The organism is Lysobacter sp. Root667, assembly GCF_001427715.1.
Classification (GTDB): Bacteria; Pseudomonadota; Gammaproteobacteria; order Xanthomonadales; family Xanthomonadaceae; genus Lysobacter.
Map to the genome: position 1 here is coordinate 128,967 of NZ_LMHF01000011.1, position 17,634 is coordinate 146,600.

Consider the following 17,634-nt stretch of genomic DNA (forward strand, 5'->3'; position numbering starts at 1 on the left):
GCAGCGCCCGCTCGACGGTGCCGCCGGCGATATCCGCGCGCAGCGAAGCGCTGTCGAAGTTGTCGGCCGATGCGCGGCGCGGCTCAGACTCGGTCGACGACTCCGGCCACGCCGGCATGCTTGGCGCAGTGCGCGCAACAATAGAACGCGCTGCCGCTTTCGATGCCGTGGCCGATGATGGGGCACTGACAGTGCGCGCAACGCGGCGCCAGTGCGTAGATCGCGCATTCGAACGAGTCGAAGGTGCCGCTGCGTCCGCCCATGTCCACCCGGAAGGCCTTGTCGTAGTCGTTGCCGCAAACGTCGCAGATCGCCATGGCATGCTCCCATTGCCGTCGTCCTGCGATCGACCCTACGCGCCGCCGGGTTAAGCGCGGCTGCTGCGGGTGTTAGCGCCGCGTGTACGTCAGGACTTGCGCGGCTCCGTCGGCGGCTTCACCCGCACCTTGTTTCCCTCGGCCAGCAGGGCGTTAGGCGCCTGCACCACGGTGTCGCCGGGGCTCAGGCCGGAGACGATCTCGATCTCGCTGCCCAGGTTGCGGCCCAGCGCGACGTTACGAAATTCCAGGGTCGAATCCTTGCGCACGCAGGCCACGCGCGGGCCGGCGCCGCCCTGGATCACCGCCGAGATCGGCACCAGCACCGCGGGCGCGGCGCGCGGCACCTTCAGCCGCACTTCGCCGACCATGCCGGCGGGGATGCGGCCGTCGGCATTGGGCAGGCGCAGTTCCACGCGCATCGATCCCAGGTCGCGCGACAGGCTCTGCGCGCTGCGCGCGACTTCGGCCTGGAAGCTCTCGCCCGGCAATTCCGGGAAGCGCACCTCCGCCTGCAGGCCGGCATGCACCTGCAATGCGGCGCTCTGCGGCACGTCGACCACGATCCGCAGCGGGTCCAGCGCGTTGATCTCGAACATGGGCGCGGCCGAGGCGGCCGAATCGGCGACCACGCGGTCGCCGCGCTCGACGTTGCGCGCCGCGACCACGCCGGCGAACGGCGCACGCACGCTCTGGAACGCGCTGCGTTCGCGTGCGCTGGTCAGGCGCGCCTCCGCGGCGGCGCGCGCGGCGGCGGCGGCGTCGCGGTTGGCCTTGCGGTCGCTGTACATCTCCTTGGAGATCGCACCGGAGCCGACCAGCACCTGGGCGCGGTCGTAGTTGACCTGGGCCAGTTCCTGATCGGCGTTGGCCTGGTTCAGATCGGCGACGGCCTCGCGCACGGCCTGATCGACTTCGGGCGCGGAGATCGTCGCCAGCACTTGCCCGGCGACGACGCGATCGCCCAGATCGGCCTGGCGCTCGCGCACGAAGCCGGTGGCGCGGGCGTAGATCTGCACGGATTCGCCGGCGTAGGCGCGCGCCGGCAGGCGCAGTTCGAGTTCGCCGTCGGCGGCCTTGGCGGCCACGGTCAGCACTTCAGGCAATGTGCTTACCGGAGCGGTCTCGGCGTCGCTGCGGCCGCAGGCGGCGAGCGCGGCGACGACGAGCGCGAGGCCCAGCGCCAGCGCGCCGCGGGGCATCAAACGAATGCGGTTGCTGCGGAAATTCATGGCACTGACCTTCATGGCGTCGCTCCTGCCCCGGCGGTGCCGGCGGCGGCTGTGGATTCGGCGTTCGCATGTCGCGCGGCGCGCCGTTTGATGTAACGGCCGAGCACGGCCAGGATCGAGGGCACCAGCACCAGGGTGGCCGGAGTGCCGAACAGCAGGCCGCCGATCACCGCGCGGCCCAGCGGCGCGTTCTGTTCGCCGCCCTCGCCCAGGCCGATCGCCATCGGCACGATGCCCAGCACCATCGCGCTGGCGGTCATCAGCACCGGACGCAGACGCACTGCGGCGGATTCGTAGGCGGCCAGTTCCGGGTCGTGACCTTCGGCGATCAGGCCGCGCGCGAAGCTGGTGACCAGCACACTGTTCGCGGTGGATACGCCGATCACCATCATCACGCCCATCAGCGCCGGCACGCTCAGCGGCGTACCGGTGACGAACAGGCCGACCGCGGCGCCGGCGATCGCGACCGGCAGGCCGGACATCGCCACCAGCGGCTGGATCCAGGACTGGAAGTTCACCACCAGCACCAGGAACACCAGCACCGCCGACATCAGCAGGCCTGCGGCGAGTTCGCCGTAGGCGCTCTGCATCTCGCCGGCCTGGCCCGCGATCTCGATGCGGTTGCCGGGCTTGAGGCGGCCTTCCATCTCGTGGGTGATCGCGGTCAGGCGGTCGTAGACCGAACCCAGGTCGGTGCCCTGCACATTGGCGAGCACGCTGATGGTCGGCGCCAGGGTGGTGCGGCCGATGCTGGCCGGCACCGTGCGCGGCGTGACCGTGGCGATGCTGCGCAACAGCACCGCCTGACCGTTGGGGCCGATCCGCAGCGGCATGTTGAGCAGGGTGTCGATGTCGCCCAGGCGCGCCGGCGGCGCCTGCACCTGCACGGTGTAGGCGATCGCGTTGACGGTGTCGGTCCAGTACACCGGCGACACCGTGCCGGCCGACCCCAGCACCGCAAGCACGGCACGGCTGGCCTGCTGGGTGTCCAGGCCAAGTTGGGCGGCGCGGGTACGGTCGATCCTGACCTGATACTCGGGCAGGTCCAGCACCTGGCGCAGGGCGATGTCGACCGCGCCGGGCACCTGCTGCAGGCGCGTCTCGATCTCGCGCGCCAGCGCCAGGTTGCCGGCGTTGTCGCGGCCGATCAGGCGCACTTCGAACGCGGCCGCAGCCGAACCGGCCAGGGTGCGGCTGGTCGCGTCCGGCGGACGCTCGAATACTTTCACCTCGGGGAATTTCTGCGCGATGCGTTCGCGCAGTTGCTTCAGGTACAGGCGACTGGGCGCATGCGGCGAACGCAGCTGCAGCATCACCTCGGCCTCGAACGAACCGACCACGGCGCTGTCGACCAGCGAAAGATTGATCGCGTCGGGCACGCCGATCTGTTCGTAGACGGTCTGCAGCTCCTGCGGCGGGATGATGCTGCGGATCTCGCGCTGGATCTGGGTCACGCGCGCCGCGGTTTCCTCCAGGCGCATGCCCGAGGGCATCCGCACCTGCAGGCGCAGCTGGCCGGCGTCGACCTGCGGGAAGTATTCGCGCCCCAGCATCAGCGCCGAACCCGCGCCGAGCGCGACCAGCAGCAGCGCCGCCAGGGTCAGCACGCCGCCGTGATGGCCCAGCCGCACCAGCAGCGCGTGGTGGCGCTCGCGCAGGCTGTCCAGCGTGTGTTCGACGCGGTGGTTGAGCACCAGCAGCCGCTTCTCCGGCGCCCAGCGCGGGTGCTTGCGGCTTTCGATGTCGGCCGGCAGCAGCAGGTAACACAGCACCGGGATCAGCGTGCGCGACAGCAGGAACGAGGCCGCCATGGCGAAGATCACCGCCAGCGCCAGCGGCGTGAACACCCAGGCCGACAGGCCGGTCATCAGCAGGATCGGCGTCAGCACGATGCAGATCGCGACCGTGGACACGAACTCCGGGAACACCACCTCGCGCGCGCTGTCGAGGATCGCGGTGCCCACGTCCTTGCCCAGGGCGATGTTGCGGTTGGTGTTCTCGACGTCGACCACCGCGTTGTCGACCAGGATGCCGATCGCCAGCGCCAGGCCGCCCAGGGTCATCACGTTGAAGGTGTAGCCCAACAGGTGCAGCATCGCCACCGAGGCCAGCAGCGCCAGCGGGATCGCCGACAGCACGATCAGGCTGGAGCGCCAGGAGCCGATGAACACCAGCACCACCAGCGCCACCAGCAGGCCGACCAGCAAGGCTTCGTGCTGGATCGAGCCGATCGCGTTGTCGACGAATACCGACTGGTCGAAGATCGGCGCGATGCGCATGCCCGGCGGCGCCGAGGCTTCGATCTCGGGCAGGCGTTCGCGCACCGCGCGCACTATCTCGACCGCGGACGCGCCGCCGAGCTTGATCAGCGCCACCGACACCGCGCTGGAACCGTCCATGCGCGCGACGTTGGTCTGCAGCGCGCCGCCGTCGCGCACCGAGGCGACGTCGCGCACGTAGATCACGCTGCCGTTGCGCGCGGCCACCGGCAGGTCGAGGAACTCGGCCGCGGTCGCCGGGCTGGTGTCCAGCGAGATCTGCAGCTCGCGCGCGCCCTCGCGGATCGCGCCCGAGGGCAGGGTCGGGCTGCCGCGCTCCAGCGCCGTGGTCACGTCGCTGGGGGTGAGGCCATAGGTCTGCAAGGCCGCGGGGTCCAGGTCGACCATGATCTGCCGCGCCGCGCCGCCGTAGGGCAGGGTCATGCGGATGCCGGGGATGGTCTGGATCTGCGAACGCAGCTGCAGGCGCGCGTAGTCGTAGAGCTGTGCTTCGGTCAGCGAGTCCGAGGACAGCACCAACTGCAGCACCGGCGTGCTCGACACGTTGTTGCGGATCACCAGCGGCGGCGAGGTGCCGGGCGGCATGCGCCGCAGGATGGTCTGCGAGACCGCGGTGATCTGGCCCAGGGCACGGTCCAGACTGACCGTGGGCTGGAAATCGATGCGCACGATGCTGGCGCCGTTGATCGACTCCGAGCGCACTTCTTTGAGATCGTCGACGGTGTTGAGGATCGCCGCCTCCGAGAACGAGGTCAGCTTGGCCGCCATGTCGGCCGCCGGCAGGCCGTTATAGGTCCAGACCAGGTTGATCGAGGGAATGCCGACCTCGGGCAGGATGTCGGTCGGCATGCGCCGCGCCGACAGCGTGCCGAACAGCAGGATCAGGATGGCCAGCACGCCGATGGTGTAGCGGCGGTTGAGCGCGTATTGAACGATCCACATCGCGACGTATCCGGGTGCGAGGGAACCGCGGCCGGGCGCTGGAGGCGGGGCGCACGGGCGCCGCGCCGGGGCGGACCCGGTCGGGTCGGGGGGAGACGGCTACGTTAGGGGTTGCGGCCCCCGCCGGGTAAGTACATTGCTGCCGAATCTTTGCCCGATCCTGCAATTTGCCTATTCCGGCACGCCGAACGGCAGAATCCGCAAACATAATCGGGGTATCCCCCATCGGATGCTGGGAGCCATGAACGCCAATACTTCCGCCGAGTCGGCCGCCCGCAACGGGTTCTGCGCCCCGCAAGCCGAGCTGGCCGACCGGATTGCCCGATCGACGGCCGACGACGGCGTCCACGCCACCGCGGTGCCGTCGCTGTACCTGATCCGTTCCAGCACCCCGACCCCCTGCAAGCCGACCCTGTACGAGCCGCGCCTGTGCATCGTCGCCCAGGGCAGCAAGGTCGCGATGCTGGCCGGCGAGACCTACCACTACGACCCACTGAATTACCTGGTGGTGTCGGTGACCCTGCCGATGATCGGCCAGATCACCCAGGCCTCGCCGGAAAAGCCCTACCTGTGCCTGCGTCTGGACATCGACCCCGAGGAGATCGCCGCGCTGATCCTCGACGCCGGCCCGCAGGCGCCGTCGGCCGGCATCGATCGCGGCCTGTATGCCGCGCGCGTCAACGCGCCGCTGCTGGACGCGGTGCTGCGGCTGATGCGGCTGCTGGATACCCCGGCCGACCTGCCGGTGCTGGCGCCGATCGCCTTGCGCGAGATCTACTACCGGGTCCTGGTCGGCGACCTCGGCCATCGCCTGTGCGAACTGGCGATGGCCGACACCCGCTCGCACCGGATCGCGCGCGCGGTCGAGCTGCTGCGTCAGCGTTACCTGCAGCCGCTGAGCATCGACGACCTGGCGCAGTCGGTGCACATGAGCATCTCCTCGCTGCACCATCAGTTCAAAGCCGTGACCACGATGTCGCCGCTGCAGTTCCAGAAGCAGCTGCGCCTGCACGAGGCGCGACGGCTGATGCTGGTCGACGGCATCGAAGCCGGCGCGGCCGCGCACAAGGTCGGCTACGAAAGCCCCTCGCAGTTCAGCCGCGAGTACAAGCGCCTGTTCGGCGCGCCGCCGCGCTCGGAGATCGTGCAGATACGCAGCAACGCGCGGCTGGCCTGAGCCGCGCGCTCAGTCCATGCACACCGCTTCGACGTTGTGGCCGTCGGGATCGATGAGGAACGCGGCGTAGTAACTCGGGCTGTAGTCCACGCGCAGTCCCGGCGCGCCGTTGTCGCGCCCGCCGGCCTCGACGCCCGCCGCATGGAAACGCTCGACCGCGGCGCGGTCGGGCGCGCGGAAGGCGACGTGGCTTTGTCCCTGGGCCTTGGCGTCCTCGTACAGCCACAGCGCCGGTGCGCCGTCCGGGCCGAGTCCGGCCCCGCCCTCGTAACGCGAGTCCAGGCGATGGCCGAGCGCGCCGAGCGCGGCTTCGTAGAAACGTACGCTCGCGTCGAGATCGCGAACCTTCAGGCCGATATGGTCGTACATGGCGGAACCTCCGTAGGTGGAGGCTCAGCTTGCGACGTAGGCGCGTATGCGTTCTTGGAGAATCTTGCGGTCGCCGCGCGCGGCGCGGCGGAAGCCGCGCGGCGACACGCCGGCGGCGCGGCGAAAAGTGCGGACGAAATTGGACAGGTCGGCGAAACCGCTGTCGTAGGCGACCTCGGTGATCGAACGGCGCGCGTCGGCCAGCAAGGGCACCGCGCGCCGCAGCCGCGCGCGCAGCAGGTACTGGTGCGGGGTCACGCCGAGCACCGCCGAGAACAGGCGCAGGAAGTGGAAGGCGCTCAGGCCGACGCTGGCGGCGGTACGCTCCAGATCGACCGCCTCGTGCGCATGCGCGTCCAGCCACAGCGCGGCCTCGATCGCACGCCGGCGGTCGCGCGCCTGCGCGTGCATCGCCCGCGCGTCGCGACCGCCGACCAGGCCCAGGTAGCGCTGAGCGAACAGCAGGCCGAGCTCGTCCACACCCAGATCGCTGCGCCCGTCGGCCGCGGCCTGGGCCAGTTCGCCCAACACCATCAGTTGCGGCAACGGCGGCAGGCCCGCGGTGGTCCAGCTGGCGCTACCGCAGCGGCGCGCGCCGGCGAGTTCGTCGACCAGCTCCGGCGCGAAGTGGAACGACAGGCATTCGTCGCCGCACAGGTGGTGGTCGTGCGTGCACAGGTATTCGTCGCCGGAGCGGCCGATCAGCACCGAGCCGGCGACCAGTTCGTAGCTGCGCCCGCGGGCCTGATAACCGAAGCTGCCGCGGCGCACGTAGGCCAGCGAGTGGCGGCCGTGCTGCTCCAGGAACGGCGCGTCGTCCGGACCGGCCTGGCAGCGGTAATCGACTACCGTCAGCGGCCCCTGCAGCAGCGTGGTCACGTGCATGCGCCGATGCTAGCACCGCGGGTATTGCGGGTGCGGGTGCGGGTGCGGGTGTTATGGGTGCGGGAAGCCGCCTACCGAAGTTGGCGGCTTCCCGACCGTCTTTGCGCGGCACCTCGGAACTTCGATCGGCCGCGCCGACCCACCTGGAAACCCACCCCTCGCAGCAGCGGCGCGGAGTCGCGCATGGCTACGGTTCGTGCCGCTACGGCGTTTGCAGTCGGACGCGATCCGCGCCGCTGCTGCGAAGAGTCGAGCGGCGCCGGCGCCGGAGGCCGGGCCGGAGGGACGCCCCTCCGGCCCATGCGCTCAGTTCTCGTACGCGGTTTCGCCGTGCGAGGTGATGTCCAGGCCTTCGCGTTCGGATTCCTCGGCCACACGCAGGCCGATCACCAGCTTGACGAAGCCGAACGCCAGCACCGACACCAGGCCCGACCAGAGCACGGTGATCCCGACGCTCAAGGCCTGCACGCCCAACTGCGCGGCGATCGAATCGTTGCCCGCGCCCAGGCCGAAGCCGCCCAGCGACGGCGAGCTGAACACGCCCGTGAGCAGGGCGCCGATGATGCCGCCCAGGCCGTGCACGCCGAACACGTCGAGCGCATCGTCGGCACGCAGCAGGCGCTTGAGTCCGTGCACGCCCCACACGCACAAGGCGCCGGCGATCGCACCGATCGCGATCGCGCCCATCGGTCCGACCGTGCCGCAGGCCGGCGTGATCGCGACCAGACCGGCCACCACGCCCGACGCACCGCCCAGCATCGACGGTTTGCCCTTCATCACCGCCTCGACCAGGCTCCAGGCCAGCGCCGCGGCGGCGGTCGCGAGCAGGGTGTTGAGGAAGGCCAGGGCTGCGCCGGCGTTGGCTTCCAGGTTGGAGCCGGCGTTGAAGCCGAACCAGCCCACCCACAGCAGCGAGGCGCCGATCATGGTGAAGGTCACGTTGTGCGGCTTGATCGCCTCACGCCCGTAGCCCACGCGCTTGCCGACGAAATAGGCGCCGACCAGACCGGCGACGCCGGCGTTGATGTGGACCACCGTGCCGCCGGCGAAATCGATCGCGCCCTTGGCGAACAGATAACCGTCCGGCCCGTACCAGACCATATGCGCGATCGGCAGGTAGGCGAAGGTGAACCACAGCGCCGAGAACAGCAGTACCGCCGAGAACTTGATGCGCTCGGCGAACGCGCCGACGATCAGCGCGCCGGTGATGCCGGCGAAGGTCGACTGGAAGGCGACGAACACGTACTCCGGCAGCGACACGCCGGCCGTGAAGGTCGCCGCCAACGTGTCCTTGTTGACGCCGGCCAGGAACAGTTTGTCGAAGGTGCCGATGAACGCGCCCGGGAAACCGGCGCTGCCGCCGCCGAACGCCAGGCTGTAGCCGTAGGCCACCCACAGCAGCACGATCAGCGAGAACACCGCCAGCACCTGCATCAGCACCGACAGCACGTTCTTGGAGCGCACCAGGCCGCCGTAGAACAGCGCCAGGCCGGGCACGGTCATCAACAGCACCAGCAGGGTCGAGGTCAGCATCCAGGCGACGTCGCCCTTGTCGACCACCGGCTCCGCGGCGGCGGCGGCGTCCTGCGCGCGCGCGGCGATCGGAGCCAGTACTGCGGCCAGGGGCAGCGCGCCCAGGGCCAGGGTTCGCAACGACCGCTCGCGCGAGCGGGATTTGATGGCATGGGTCTTCATGTCGGATCTCGCGTCAGGGTCACAGGGCATCGTCGTCTAGCTCTCCGGTGCGAATGCGCACCGTGCTCTCGATCGGCAGCACGATGATTTTTCCGTCGCCGACCTTGCCGGTGCGGGCGGCGTTCTGGATCGCCTCCAGCGCGGCATCGAGCAGGCCGTCGGGTACGGCGCACTCGATCTTGAGCTTGGGCAGGAAATCGACGACGTATTCGGCGCCGCGGTACAGCTCGGTGTGGCCCTTTTGCCGGCCGAAGCCCTTGACCTCGGTGACGGTGATGCCCGAAACGCCGACTTCGGTCAGCGCTTCGCGCACTTCGTCGAGCTTGAACGGCCGGATGATGGCGGTGATCAGTTTCATCTCGCAGCTCCGTAGGTGCGGTGGCGCATCAGAACGCCTTGGTGAGGGTGAGGGTGAACGCGTCTTCGGCGATGTTGTTGCCGTGTGCGTTGGTGTAGAGCGCCTCTTCCGCGTCCGTGTCGGTGTACGCCGCGGCGATCGAGAAGCCGTTGTCGAAGGCCTTGGTCACGCCGAGCTTCCAGTCGGTGTATTCGAAGGCTTCGTTGTTCTTGATCCACTGCTTGCCGCCGTGCAGGTTCAGCGTCCAGCCGGGCTGGAAGGTCCAGTTGACCGAGGCGTCGAGATAGCCGCTGCCGTCCGAGTCGGCGTAGCCGAACAAGTCGGTCAGGGCGTGGGAGTACTTCAAGCCGAGCGTGACGGTTTCCACCGGAGTGACGGTGGCGCCGACATAGAACTCGGCGGTGTTCGGGCTGTTGAACCCGCCCGGATAGTCGCCCGGGTACCAGTAGTACAGCGCGCCGACGTCGTAGGCGAAGATCTCGCCGGCCTTGCCGCGGTAGCCCGCGGAAACGTCCAGCTCCAGGCTGCTGGATATGTCGTCGCCGACGACGACGGTATCGGACAGCCAACTGACGTTGCTGCCCCAGGCGCCGACGTAGAAACCGCTGTCGGCGGCGTATTCGATGCCGCCCTGCAGGGCCGGCTCCTGGTTGGTCTGCGACACTCCCCTGAAGATGTAGTCGCTGGTCAAGCTCACCGAACCCGAGGTACCGGCGTGCGCGAGCGCCGGTGCGCCCAGGCAAGCGGCGAACACGGACAGAGCGAGCGCGGCGTGCGCGGTCGCGGTGGTGCTGGCGTTGGTACGAGACGACATGACGCAGGCTCCTCATAAGCGGTGGCCCCTCCCCGGTCAGTACTTCGTGCTCTTGCGGCGCGGGCGTTTCGTCGTGGCCCGGCCAATTTTTGGGACGCAGTCGCCCTGCGGCGGAGCGAGCCCGTCGTTGAGACCTCCTGGTTGTGGTGGTGGACTTGAAAAGCGAGCGGCCCGTAGCTTTCGCCACGGGCCGCCGGGTGCGTCTACAGGTGTTTCGTCATGAAGACGCTGTTCGGGTCGTCGACGTAGTCCGCGAAGGGTCCGCAGGGGTCGAAGCCGAAGCGCGTATAGAGTCTGCGCGCCGGCTCGAAACCGTCCATCGATCCCGTCTCCAGGCTCAGCCGCCGATAGGCGCGTCGCCCTGCCTCGTCGATGAGGTGATCCAGCATCGCGGCCGCCACGCCCTTGCGCAGGTGCCGCGCTGTCGTGCGCATCGATTTGATTTCGCCGTGCTCCGGATCGAGCTGCTTGAGCGCGCCGCAGCCGAGCAGTTGCCCGTCCTGCCAGGCGCTCCAGAAGCTGATCCCCGGTCGCCGCAATCCGTCCAGGTCCAGCGCGTGGATGCTCTCCGACGGCGACAGTCGGGCCATGCCCTGCAGGTGTTCGCGCAACAGCGCGATCACCTCGGGATGGTCCAGTTCGCCTGCACGGATCTGCATCTTCGCTCCTGGCGGTGGTGCGGCAACGCGGGACGGCGGCGCGGGCCGCCGTCCCTGTCGCACGTTAGACGGCGTAGTACATCTGGTACTCGAGCGGGCGAACCGGGAGCTTTCCGGAATGCGTTGAAGCGCATTCCGGCCCGGCGAGCGCCCGGTCCGACAGGACCGGGCCGGACATCCGCCGGTCCGAAGACCCGATGTTCGTACGCGGCCCAGTCATCAGACGGCGTAGTACATCTGGTACTCGAGCGGATGGGTTGCGGCGCGGAACTTGGTCACTTCCTGCATCTTCAGCGCGATGTAGCCGTCGATGAAGTCGTCGGTGAACACGCCGCCGGCCTTGAGGAAGTCGCGGTCCTTGTCCAGCGCTTCCAGGGCCTGGTCGAGCGAATGGCAGACGGTCGGAATGCCCTTCTCTTCTTCCGGCGGCAGGTCGTACAGGTCCTTGTCGCTGGGCGCGCCCGGGTCGATCTGGTTCTTGATGCCGTCCAGGCCGGCCATCATCAGCGCGGCGAAGGTCAGGTAGCCGGACTGGATCGGGTCGGGGAAGCGCATCTCGATGCGGCGCGCCTTCGGGTTGGCCACGTACGGAATGCGGCAGCTCGCCGAACGGTTGCGGGCCGAATAGGCCAGCATCACCGGCGCCTCGAAGCCCGGCACCAGGCGCTTGTAGCTGTTGGTGCCCGAGTTGGTGAACGCGTTGATCGCGCGCGCATGCTTGAACACGCCGCCGATGTACCACAGCGCCATCTGCGACAGGCCGCCGTAACCGTCGCCGGAGAACAGGTTGACGCCGCCCTTGGCCAGCGACTGGTGCACGTGCATGCCGCTGCCGTTGTCGCCGACGATCGGCTTGGGCATGAAGGTCGCGGTCTTGCCGTTGCGGTGGGCGACGTTCTTGATGATGTACTTCATCGTCAGCAGTTCGTCGGCCTTGGCGACCAGAGAATTGAACTTGGTGCCGATCTCGCACTGGCCGGCGTTGGCGACTTCGTGGTGGTGCACTTCGACTTCGATGCCGGCCTGTTCCAGCGTCTTGCACATCTCGGCGCGGATGTCGTGCAGCGAGTCCAGCGGCGCGACCGGGAAGTAGCCGCCCTTCACGCCCGGACGGTAACCGCTGTTGCCGCCTTCGTATTCCTTGCCCGAGTTCCACGCGGCTTCTTCCGAATCGACGTGGAAGAAGGTGTGGCCCATCTCGTTGGCGTAGCGCACCGAGTCGAAGATGAAGAACTCGGGCTCAGGACCGAAGAAGGCCTGGTCGGCGATGCCGCTGGACTTGAGGTAGGCCTCGGCGCGCTTGGCGACGCCGCGCGGATCGCGCGAGTAGGCCTGCATGGTCGCCGGGTCGAGGATGTCGCAAGTCAGGATCAGGGTCGGATCGGCAGTGAACGGATCCAGGACCGCGGTCGAGGCGTCGGGCAGCAGGATCATGTCCGACTCGTTGATGCCCTTCCAGCCGCTGATCGACGAGCCGTCGAACATCTTGCCGTCTTCGAACAGCGCCGGCTCGACGATCGACTTGGGGAAGGTCACGTGGTGCTGAACGCCACGCATGTCGGTAAAACGCAGGTCGACGAATTCGACCTTGTGGTCCTTGACGAGCTTTTCGACGTGTTCGAGGGACATGGACTGGATCCGGATTGGGAAGGGACAGGACGTGCGGTGCGCGGCTTTGAGCTGCTTGGCTTAAGTAAAGCAAGCAGCGTGCCAAGTTCTGAATTAACGTATATGATTGATTATCAAGAAAATTAATCTTGGCGCACCGCAGCAATGCTTCCTATTGGTGCTTTTCCGTTTGTGAATGCACCAATTTGGACCAAGCGCTCTTTAGGATATCCTGCTGCGGTTTTTGTCCCTGCCGTCCTGCCGCCCTCTCGCTTCGCACGATTCCCACTCAATGACCGATCTGCTCGCCGCGCTCCTGCTCGGCATCATCGAAGGCGTCACCGAATTCCTGCCGATTTCCAGCACCGGCCACCTGCTGATCGCGCAGCACTGGCTGGGCAGCCGTTCGGACCTGTTCAACATCTCGATCCAGGCCGGCGCGATCCTGGCGGTGGTGCTGATCTACCGGCGCCGGCTGTGGCAGCTGGCGACCGGCTTCATGCAGCCCGACAACCGCGACTACCTGCTCAAGCTGATCGTCGCCTTCGGCGTCACCGCGGTGCTGGGCCTCACGGTCAAGAAGCTGGGCTTCGTACTGCCCCACAAGGTGCTGCCGATCGCCTGGGCGCTGGTGTTGGGCGGCATCTGGATGCTGGTGGCCGAGCACTACGCGGCCAAGCACGCGCAGACCCTGGGCGAGCGCACGACGATCAGCTGGACCGTGGCGATCCTGGTCGGCGTGGCGCAGGTGATCGCGGGCGTGTTCCCGGGCACCTCGCGCTCGGCCGCGACCATCTTCGTCGCCCTGCTCGCCGGCACCACCAGCCGCGCGGCGGCGACCGAGTTCGCGTTCCTGGTCGGTATCCCGACCATGTTCGCGGCCACCGCCTACGAACTGCTGGGCGTGATCGGCACACCGGCCGCGACGAGCGAGAACTGGACCGCGCTCGCGGTCGCGTTCGCGGCCTCGGCGGCGACCGCGTTCGTGGCAGTGAAGTGGCTGCTGCACTACATCCAGAAGCATCGCTTCACCGTGTTCGCCTACTACCGCTTCGCCCTGGGTGCGGCGCTGCTGCTGTTGATGCCGTCGGGCAGCTGATCCGCGCCGCGCGCGGCGGCATCCGGCGCCTGCGGCGCCGATGCGTGTGGAATTCATCCTTCCTTTTCGTGGCCTGAACGATACTGAATAGGCTTGACCCCACCGGTCGAGCCGATGCGTTCGCATGGTTCGGCTATCGAAACGGAAAACCCCACATGAAGATGCTCGCCCCCGCACTGCTCAGCCTGGCCCTCGCCGCCTGCGCATCCAACACCGCGCCCGAAGCCACCGGCGCCGGCCGCGATGTCGACGCCAGCACCGCGAGCGCGGCCCTCAGCCTGGACGCCTACCACTGGCGCCTGACCGACGCGACCGACAGCAGCGGCAAGCCGATCGCCGCGCTCGTGCCGGACCCGAAGCGCCCGCTGCAACTGGACTTCGACCGCGGCCGGGTCAGCGTCAGCGGCGGCTGCAACCGCGCCAGCGGCAGCTACACCCGCGACGCCAAGGCGCTGAGCTTTGGCGACATGGCGCAGACGCTGATGGCCTGCGCGGACACGCGCCTGATGGAACTCGACCAAGCCATCGGCGAACGCCTGCGCGGCTCGCTGCCGGCGCGGATCGAAGGCGGGGCCGACGCGCCGCGCCTGCTGCTGACCGCCGCCAACGGCGACCGGCTCAGCTTCGAAGGCGCGCCGACGCCGGCCACGCGCTACGGCGGCGAAGGCGCCACGGTGTTTTTCGAAGTCGCCCCGCAGCGCGCGCCGTGCTCGCACCCGCTGATCCCGAACATGCAGTGCCTGCAGGTGCGCGAGCGCCGTTACCAGGCCAACGGCGTGACAATCAAGAGCGACGCCGCCTGGCAGCCGCTGTACCAGGACATCGAGGGCTACACCCACGAACCCGGCGTGCGCAACGTGCTGCGGGTAAAGAAGTACGCGATCCAGAACCCGCCGGCCGACGCCTCGTCGGTGGCCTACGTACTCGACATGGTGGTCGAGTCCGAGATCGTCTCGAAGTAGGTCCTGCCGCCGCGACTACCCCATCGCGACCACCCGGGACCGGGCGGTCGCGATGGCCGCGCTCAGGGCGCGACCGTAATGCTGGCCGCCGCGCCGGTGTCCGCCGCGACCCGTCCCGGCTGCGGCACGATGCCTTCGCCGAACTGGCTGCTGATCGCATGACGCGGCCGGCCGACGCGCTGGCCCGGACGCGGACGGCGGATCACGTAGGTCTTGGTCAGGGAGTCGTGCCAGCCGCGGCGGACTTCTCCATCGCTGAACAGCAGCGACAAGGCATCGAACGGAATCAGGCGGCACAGGCTGCGCAAGAACGCGCGCGCGAAGCCCGGCGCCCTGCCGTACTCGTCCACCACGCGGGTGTTGGTGATCAGCTTTCCGATGGTGAAACCGAACGCGCCTTCCATGAAAGCGTAGTAGACCACCGTGATCGCGGCGGTCAGCAGGATATCGGTCAGGCGGTCGATGCGATCGATCCACGCGAGCACGGCTTCGTTGCCCGACAGCGCCGCGAGCACGCCGAGCAAGGCGCCGCACAGCAGCACGATCAGCTTGTCGATCAGCCAGTTGAAAAAGCGGCGCCACTTGGTGGCGGACTCGACGTCCACCAATTCCACGACATCGGCCACCGCCGCGCTGGAGGCGCGGTACGGGTTCTGTTCTTCCATAGCGTTCCCCCTGCGAACGGGGAAAATCTAGCAGTTCCGTGGCCGGAAACAACGTCAGGCTGGGCCCGGGCTAGAGGGTGCGGGTCTGCCCGCCGTCGACGTCGACGATCGCGCCCTGCATGTAGCTGGCGGCGTCCGACAGCAGGAACGCGACCACCTGCGCGACCTCCTCAGGCGTGCCGTAGCGGGCCACGCGCAGCTGGCGGGCGAGCTCGGCCGCGGCCTGCGCCGGTTCGATGCCGCGCTCGCGCGCCAGGGCTTCGATGCGGCGCTGGGTGCGCTCGGTCGCGATCGAACTGGGATTGACCGCGTTCACCCGCACGCCGTCGGCGATGCCGCGGTCGGCCAGGACCTTGCTCAGATTCAGCAGCGCGGCGTTGACCGCGCCGCCGATCGCGAACTCGGCGCTGCCGGTGCGGCCGCCGATGCCGGCGATGTTGACGATGCGGCCCTGGGTCGCGACCAGATGCGGCCACGCCGCCCGGCACAGACGCGCCGCGCCGTGGAACTTGAGCGCGAAGCCGTCCTGCCAGTCGGCATCGGTGAACGACAGGAAGTCGCCGCGCGGCGTCGCGCCGGCGTTGTTGACCAGGGCATCGATGCGGCCGTGCCGTTCCAGCGCGAGTTCGATCACCCGTTGCGCCGCGGCGGGCTCGCTCAGGTCGCAGGCCAGCGCCAGCGAGGGCGTCGCCAGGGTATCGACCAGCGCGTCCAGCGCCTCGTGCGAGCGCGCGACCGCGAGCACGCGATAACCGTCGGCGGCGAGCTTGCGCGCGATCGCCGCGCCGATGCCGCGGCTGGCGCCGGTGACGATCGCCAGCGGATCGCCGTGGATGGGGATGCCCGCCTGTGCCGGCTGCACTTTCGACTCCTGGCTGCGATCGAAGGTGCTTACGATACGCCGGCCGCTCGGGTACCGACAGCAGAGCCGGCCGCTGGAACTTGCGCATGCGCAGCGGCGACGTCGCCGATCAGCGCGCACAGGAAACTTTGCAGGAACAGCACCTGCGCGGCGAGTTCGAGGCATTCCTCGATGGTCTGCTCCAGCCGTTGCCATTGGACCGGCAGCAGGCCCAGGTCGATGGTGTCCAGCGACACCGCGACCACGGCCACCGCCAGCCCCAGGCCCAGACGCAGGCGCGCGCCGGCATGCGCGCCCAGCATCCGCCAGACGCGCGGCAGGAACAGCAATCCGATGGCGGCGTACAGCATGACGACGAAGTCGCCCGGCGATACCCACGGCAGCAGCGGAACCGACACGCCGTGTGGCGCGAGGACGCGATCGCGTAGGCGCTCGTGCAGGGCGAAACGATCGTCCAGAGCGAAGAACAGGAACGCCGCCGCCAGCAACCACCAGGTTTGCGCATGCGGCCGCCCGTACAGCCAGGCGCGCGAACCGGCCAGCAGCGCCAGCATCGCCGTCGACGCCATCACCGCGACTTCCAGGCTGGTCATCGGCGTCTGCTCGAAATTGATCCAGAGCCAGTACTGCGGCCAGCGCAGCGCCAGAAGCAAGGCGACGAACGCCAGCGGCGCCAGCGAACTCGCCCACAGCAAGCCCAGGCGGAGTTGCGACAGCCTGCCCAGGTCCGGCGCCGTTGCGCTGCCGATCGCGGTGTCAGTCATGTCTGAATTCCCGTGCCAGCCGGACCAGCGATTCCACCCATTGCTGCAGGCCGCGCGCCATCGCTTCGTCCGAGTACCAGGCCGAGTGCCCGCTTTGGAGGATGCGGCCGGGTTCCAGATGCCGCGTCTGCGCATCGCTGAAGACGTAGTCGTCCACCGCGTATCCGGCCAGCCGCCGGGACGCGATCGCTTCGAGCACCGCGCCCGGATCGACCAGCGCGCGACGGGCCGGATTGATCAGATAGGCGCCGGGGCGCATGCGCTGCAGCTGTTCCTCGCCCAGCAAGGGCGGTGCGTTGCGCTCGCGGCTGCAGGCCAGCATCACCACGTGGGACGATTCCAGCAGTTCGGCCAAGGAGCGTGCGGCGGCATCGGGCGCCAGCGCCGGATCGGTCCATACCAGTTCCATGCCGAACGCCTGCGCGAGCGCGCCGATCCGGCGGCCGATCTGGCCGTAGCCGATCATGCCGATGCGCTTGCCGGCGAGTTCCCAGCCGCGCAGGGACACTTCGTGTGCCAGCTCGCCACGCGCGATGCGGTCGCTGAGATGGGTGCGGCGACTCAGCGTCAGCAGCATGGCCATGGCGTGCTCGGCGACGGTCTGCGCCGAATAGTCGGTGCAGCTGGCGAACGCGATGTTGCGCGCGCGCAGGTAGTCGACGTCGACCCACTCCGTGCCGGTCGCATGGACGGCGAGCGCGCGCAGTCCGGACACCGCCGCGATGCTGTCGCGATCCAGATCCGGCATGGCGCGCGGCGTCAGGCCGACGATATCGGCACCGCCGCACAGCTCCGCGAACGCGGGCCGGCTCAGCGCCGTCGGCACCGCGTGCACCGTCAATGCCGCGACGGCTTCCATGGCCTGCAGTTGCGTGCGTTCGAAACTGTCGCGCCCACGCGCCGTCATCACGGTCAGGCGCGGCAATCGGATCTGCATGGCGTCCCCC

At 68.7% G+C, this 17,634-nt stretch carries 16 protein-coding genes and 1 pseudogene; 3 read left to right on the forward strand and 14 right to left on the reverse strand.

Annotation, left to right across the window (positions count from 1 at the left end):
• Positions 1 to 83: 83 nt before the first annotated feature.
• From ASD78_RS10720 to ASD78_RS10730, 3 genes are all read right to left on the reverse strand, one after another.
• Positions 84 to 317, reverse strand: a complete 234-nt coding sequence (locus ASD78_RS10720) for a hypothetical protein (RefSeq protein ID WP_056101208.1) — start codon at positions 315 to 317, stop codon at positions 84 to 86.
• A gap of 89 nt (positions 318 to 406) precedes the next feature.
• Positions 407 to 1,564 carry an efflux RND transporter periplasmic adaptor subunit gene (locus ASD78_RS10725; protein ID WP_056101211.1) on the reverse strand — a complete coding sequence of 386 codons (1,158 nt, stop codon included), beginning with the start codon at positions 1,562 to 1,564 and terminating at the stop codon, positions 407 to 409.
• On the reverse strand, positions 1,561 to 4,770 hold the full coding sequence (locus ASD78_RS10730) for an efflux RND transporter permease subunit (RefSeq protein ID WP_082575555.1): 3,210 nt from the start codon (positions 4,768 to 4,770) through the stop codon (positions 1,561 to 1,563). The genes ASD78_RS10725 and ASD78_RS10730 overlap by 4 nt, the downstream gene beginning before the upstream one ends.
• 241 nt (positions 4,771 to 5,011) lie before the next feature.
• Between ASD78_RS10730 and ASD78_RS10735 the strand changes: the two genes are divergently transcribed.
• Positions 5,012 to 5,947, forward strand: coding sequence for an AraC family transcriptional regulator (locus ASD78_RS10735; RefSeq protein ID WP_056101213.1), 936 nt, complete (start codon positions 5,012 to 5,014; stop codon positions 5,945 to 5,947).
• Between the two features lie 9 nt (positions 5,948 to 5,956).
• Here the strand turns inward: ASD78_RS10735 and ASD78_RS10740 are convergent, their stop codons facing one another.
• The 7 genes and pseudogenes from ASD78_RS10740 to glnA form a co-directional block, all read right to left on the reverse strand.
• Positions 5,957 to 6,316 carry a VOC family protein gene (locus ASD78_RS10740; protein WP_055905251.1) on the reverse strand — a complete coding sequence of 120 codons (360 nt, stop codon included), beginning with the start codon at positions 6,314 to 6,316 and terminating at the stop codon, positions 5,957 to 5,959.
• A 24-nt stretch (positions 6,317 to 6,340) separates the two neighbouring features.
• On the reverse strand, positions 6,341 to 7,201 hold the full coding sequence (locus ASD78_RS10745; RefSeq protein ID WP_056101216.1) for an AraC family transcriptional regulator: 861 nt from the start codon (positions 7,199 to 7,201) through the stop codon (positions 6,341 to 6,343).
• A gap of 306 nt (positions 7,202 to 7,507) precedes the next feature.
• Positions 7,508 to 8,782 (reverse strand): annotated as a pseudogene (locus tag ASD78_RS10750) (ammonium transporter); the annotation flags it as partial.
• 133 nt (positions 8,783 to 8,915) lie between these two features.
• The gene (locus ASD78_RS10755; RefSeq protein ID WP_055905257.1) at positions 8,916 to 9,254 is read right to left on the reverse strand and encodes a P-II family nitrogen regulator; all 339 of its coding nucleotides are present in this window, start codon (positions 9,252 to 9,254) and stop codon (positions 8,916 to 8,918) included.
• 28 nt (positions 9,255 to 9,282) lie between these two features.
• The gene (locus ASD78_RS10760; protein WP_082575556.1) at positions 9,283 to 10,068 is read right to left on the reverse strand and encodes a TorF family putative porin; all 786 of its coding nucleotides are present in this window, start codon (positions 10,066 to 10,068) and stop codon (positions 9,283 to 9,285) included.
• Positions 10,069 to 10,271: 203 nt separating this feature from the next.
• A complete protein-coding gene (locus ASD78_RS10765) occupies positions 10,272 to 10,727 on the reverse strand; it encodes a GNAT family N-acetyltransferase (RefSeq protein ID WP_056101219.1) in 456 nt (151 codons plus the stop codon).
• 219 nt (positions 10,728 to 10,946) lie between these two features.
• Positions 10,947 to 12,356 (reverse strand): type I glutamate--ammonia ligase, encoded by a 1,410-nt coding sequence (gene glnA, locus ASD78_RS10770; protein WP_055905262.1) that lies wholly within the window; start codon positions 12,354 to 12,356, stop codon positions 10,947 to 10,949.
• Between the two features lie 271 nt (positions 12,357 to 12,627).
• On the opposite strand from glnA, the gene ASD78_RS10775 reads away from it, so the two are divergent.
• A complete protein-coding gene (locus ASD78_RS10775) occupies positions 12,628 to 13,434 on the forward strand; it encodes an undecaprenyl-diphosphate phosphatase (protein WP_055905265.1) in 807 nt (268 codons plus the stop codon).
• Between the two features lie 155 nt (positions 13,435 to 13,589).
• Entirely contained in the window at positions 13,590 to 14,396 is an 807-nt protein-coding gene (locus tag ASD78_RS10780) for an META and DUF4377 domain-containing protein (RefSeq protein WP_056101222.1), read from the forward strand.
• Between the two features lie 62 nt (positions 14,397 to 14,458).
• On the opposite strand, the gene ASD78_RS10785 is transcribed toward ASD78_RS10780, so the two are convergent.
• The 4 genes from ASD78_RS10785 to ASD78_RS10800 all read right to left on the reverse strand — a co-directional run bounded on the left by ASD78_RS10785 (position 14,459) and on the right by ASD78_RS10800 (position 17,624).
• A complete protein-coding gene (locus ASD78_RS10785; protein WP_056101225.1) occupies positions 14,459 to 15,061 on the reverse strand; it encodes an RDD family protein in 603 nt (200 codons plus the stop codon).
• 70 nt (positions 15,062 to 15,131) lie between these two features.
• Entirely contained in the window at positions 15,132 to 15,923 is a 792-nt protein-coding gene (locus tag ASD78_RS10790; protein WP_056101228.1) for an SDR family oxidoreductase, read from the reverse strand.
• 29 nt (positions 15,924 to 15,952) lie between these two features.
• On the reverse strand, positions 15,953 to 16,687 hold the full coding sequence (locus ASD78_RS21210; protein ID WP_056101230.1) for a hypothetical protein: 735 nt from the start codon (positions 16,685 to 16,687) through the stop codon (positions 15,953 to 15,955).
• A complete protein-coding gene (locus tag ASD78_RS10800; protein WP_056101235.1) occupies positions 16,680 to 17,624 on the reverse strand; it encodes an NAD(P)-dependent oxidoreductase in 945 nt (314 codons plus the stop codon). The genes ASD78_RS21210 and ASD78_RS10800 overlap by 8 nt, the downstream gene beginning before the upstream one ends.
• Positions 17,625 to 17,634: the final 10 nt, after the last annotated feature.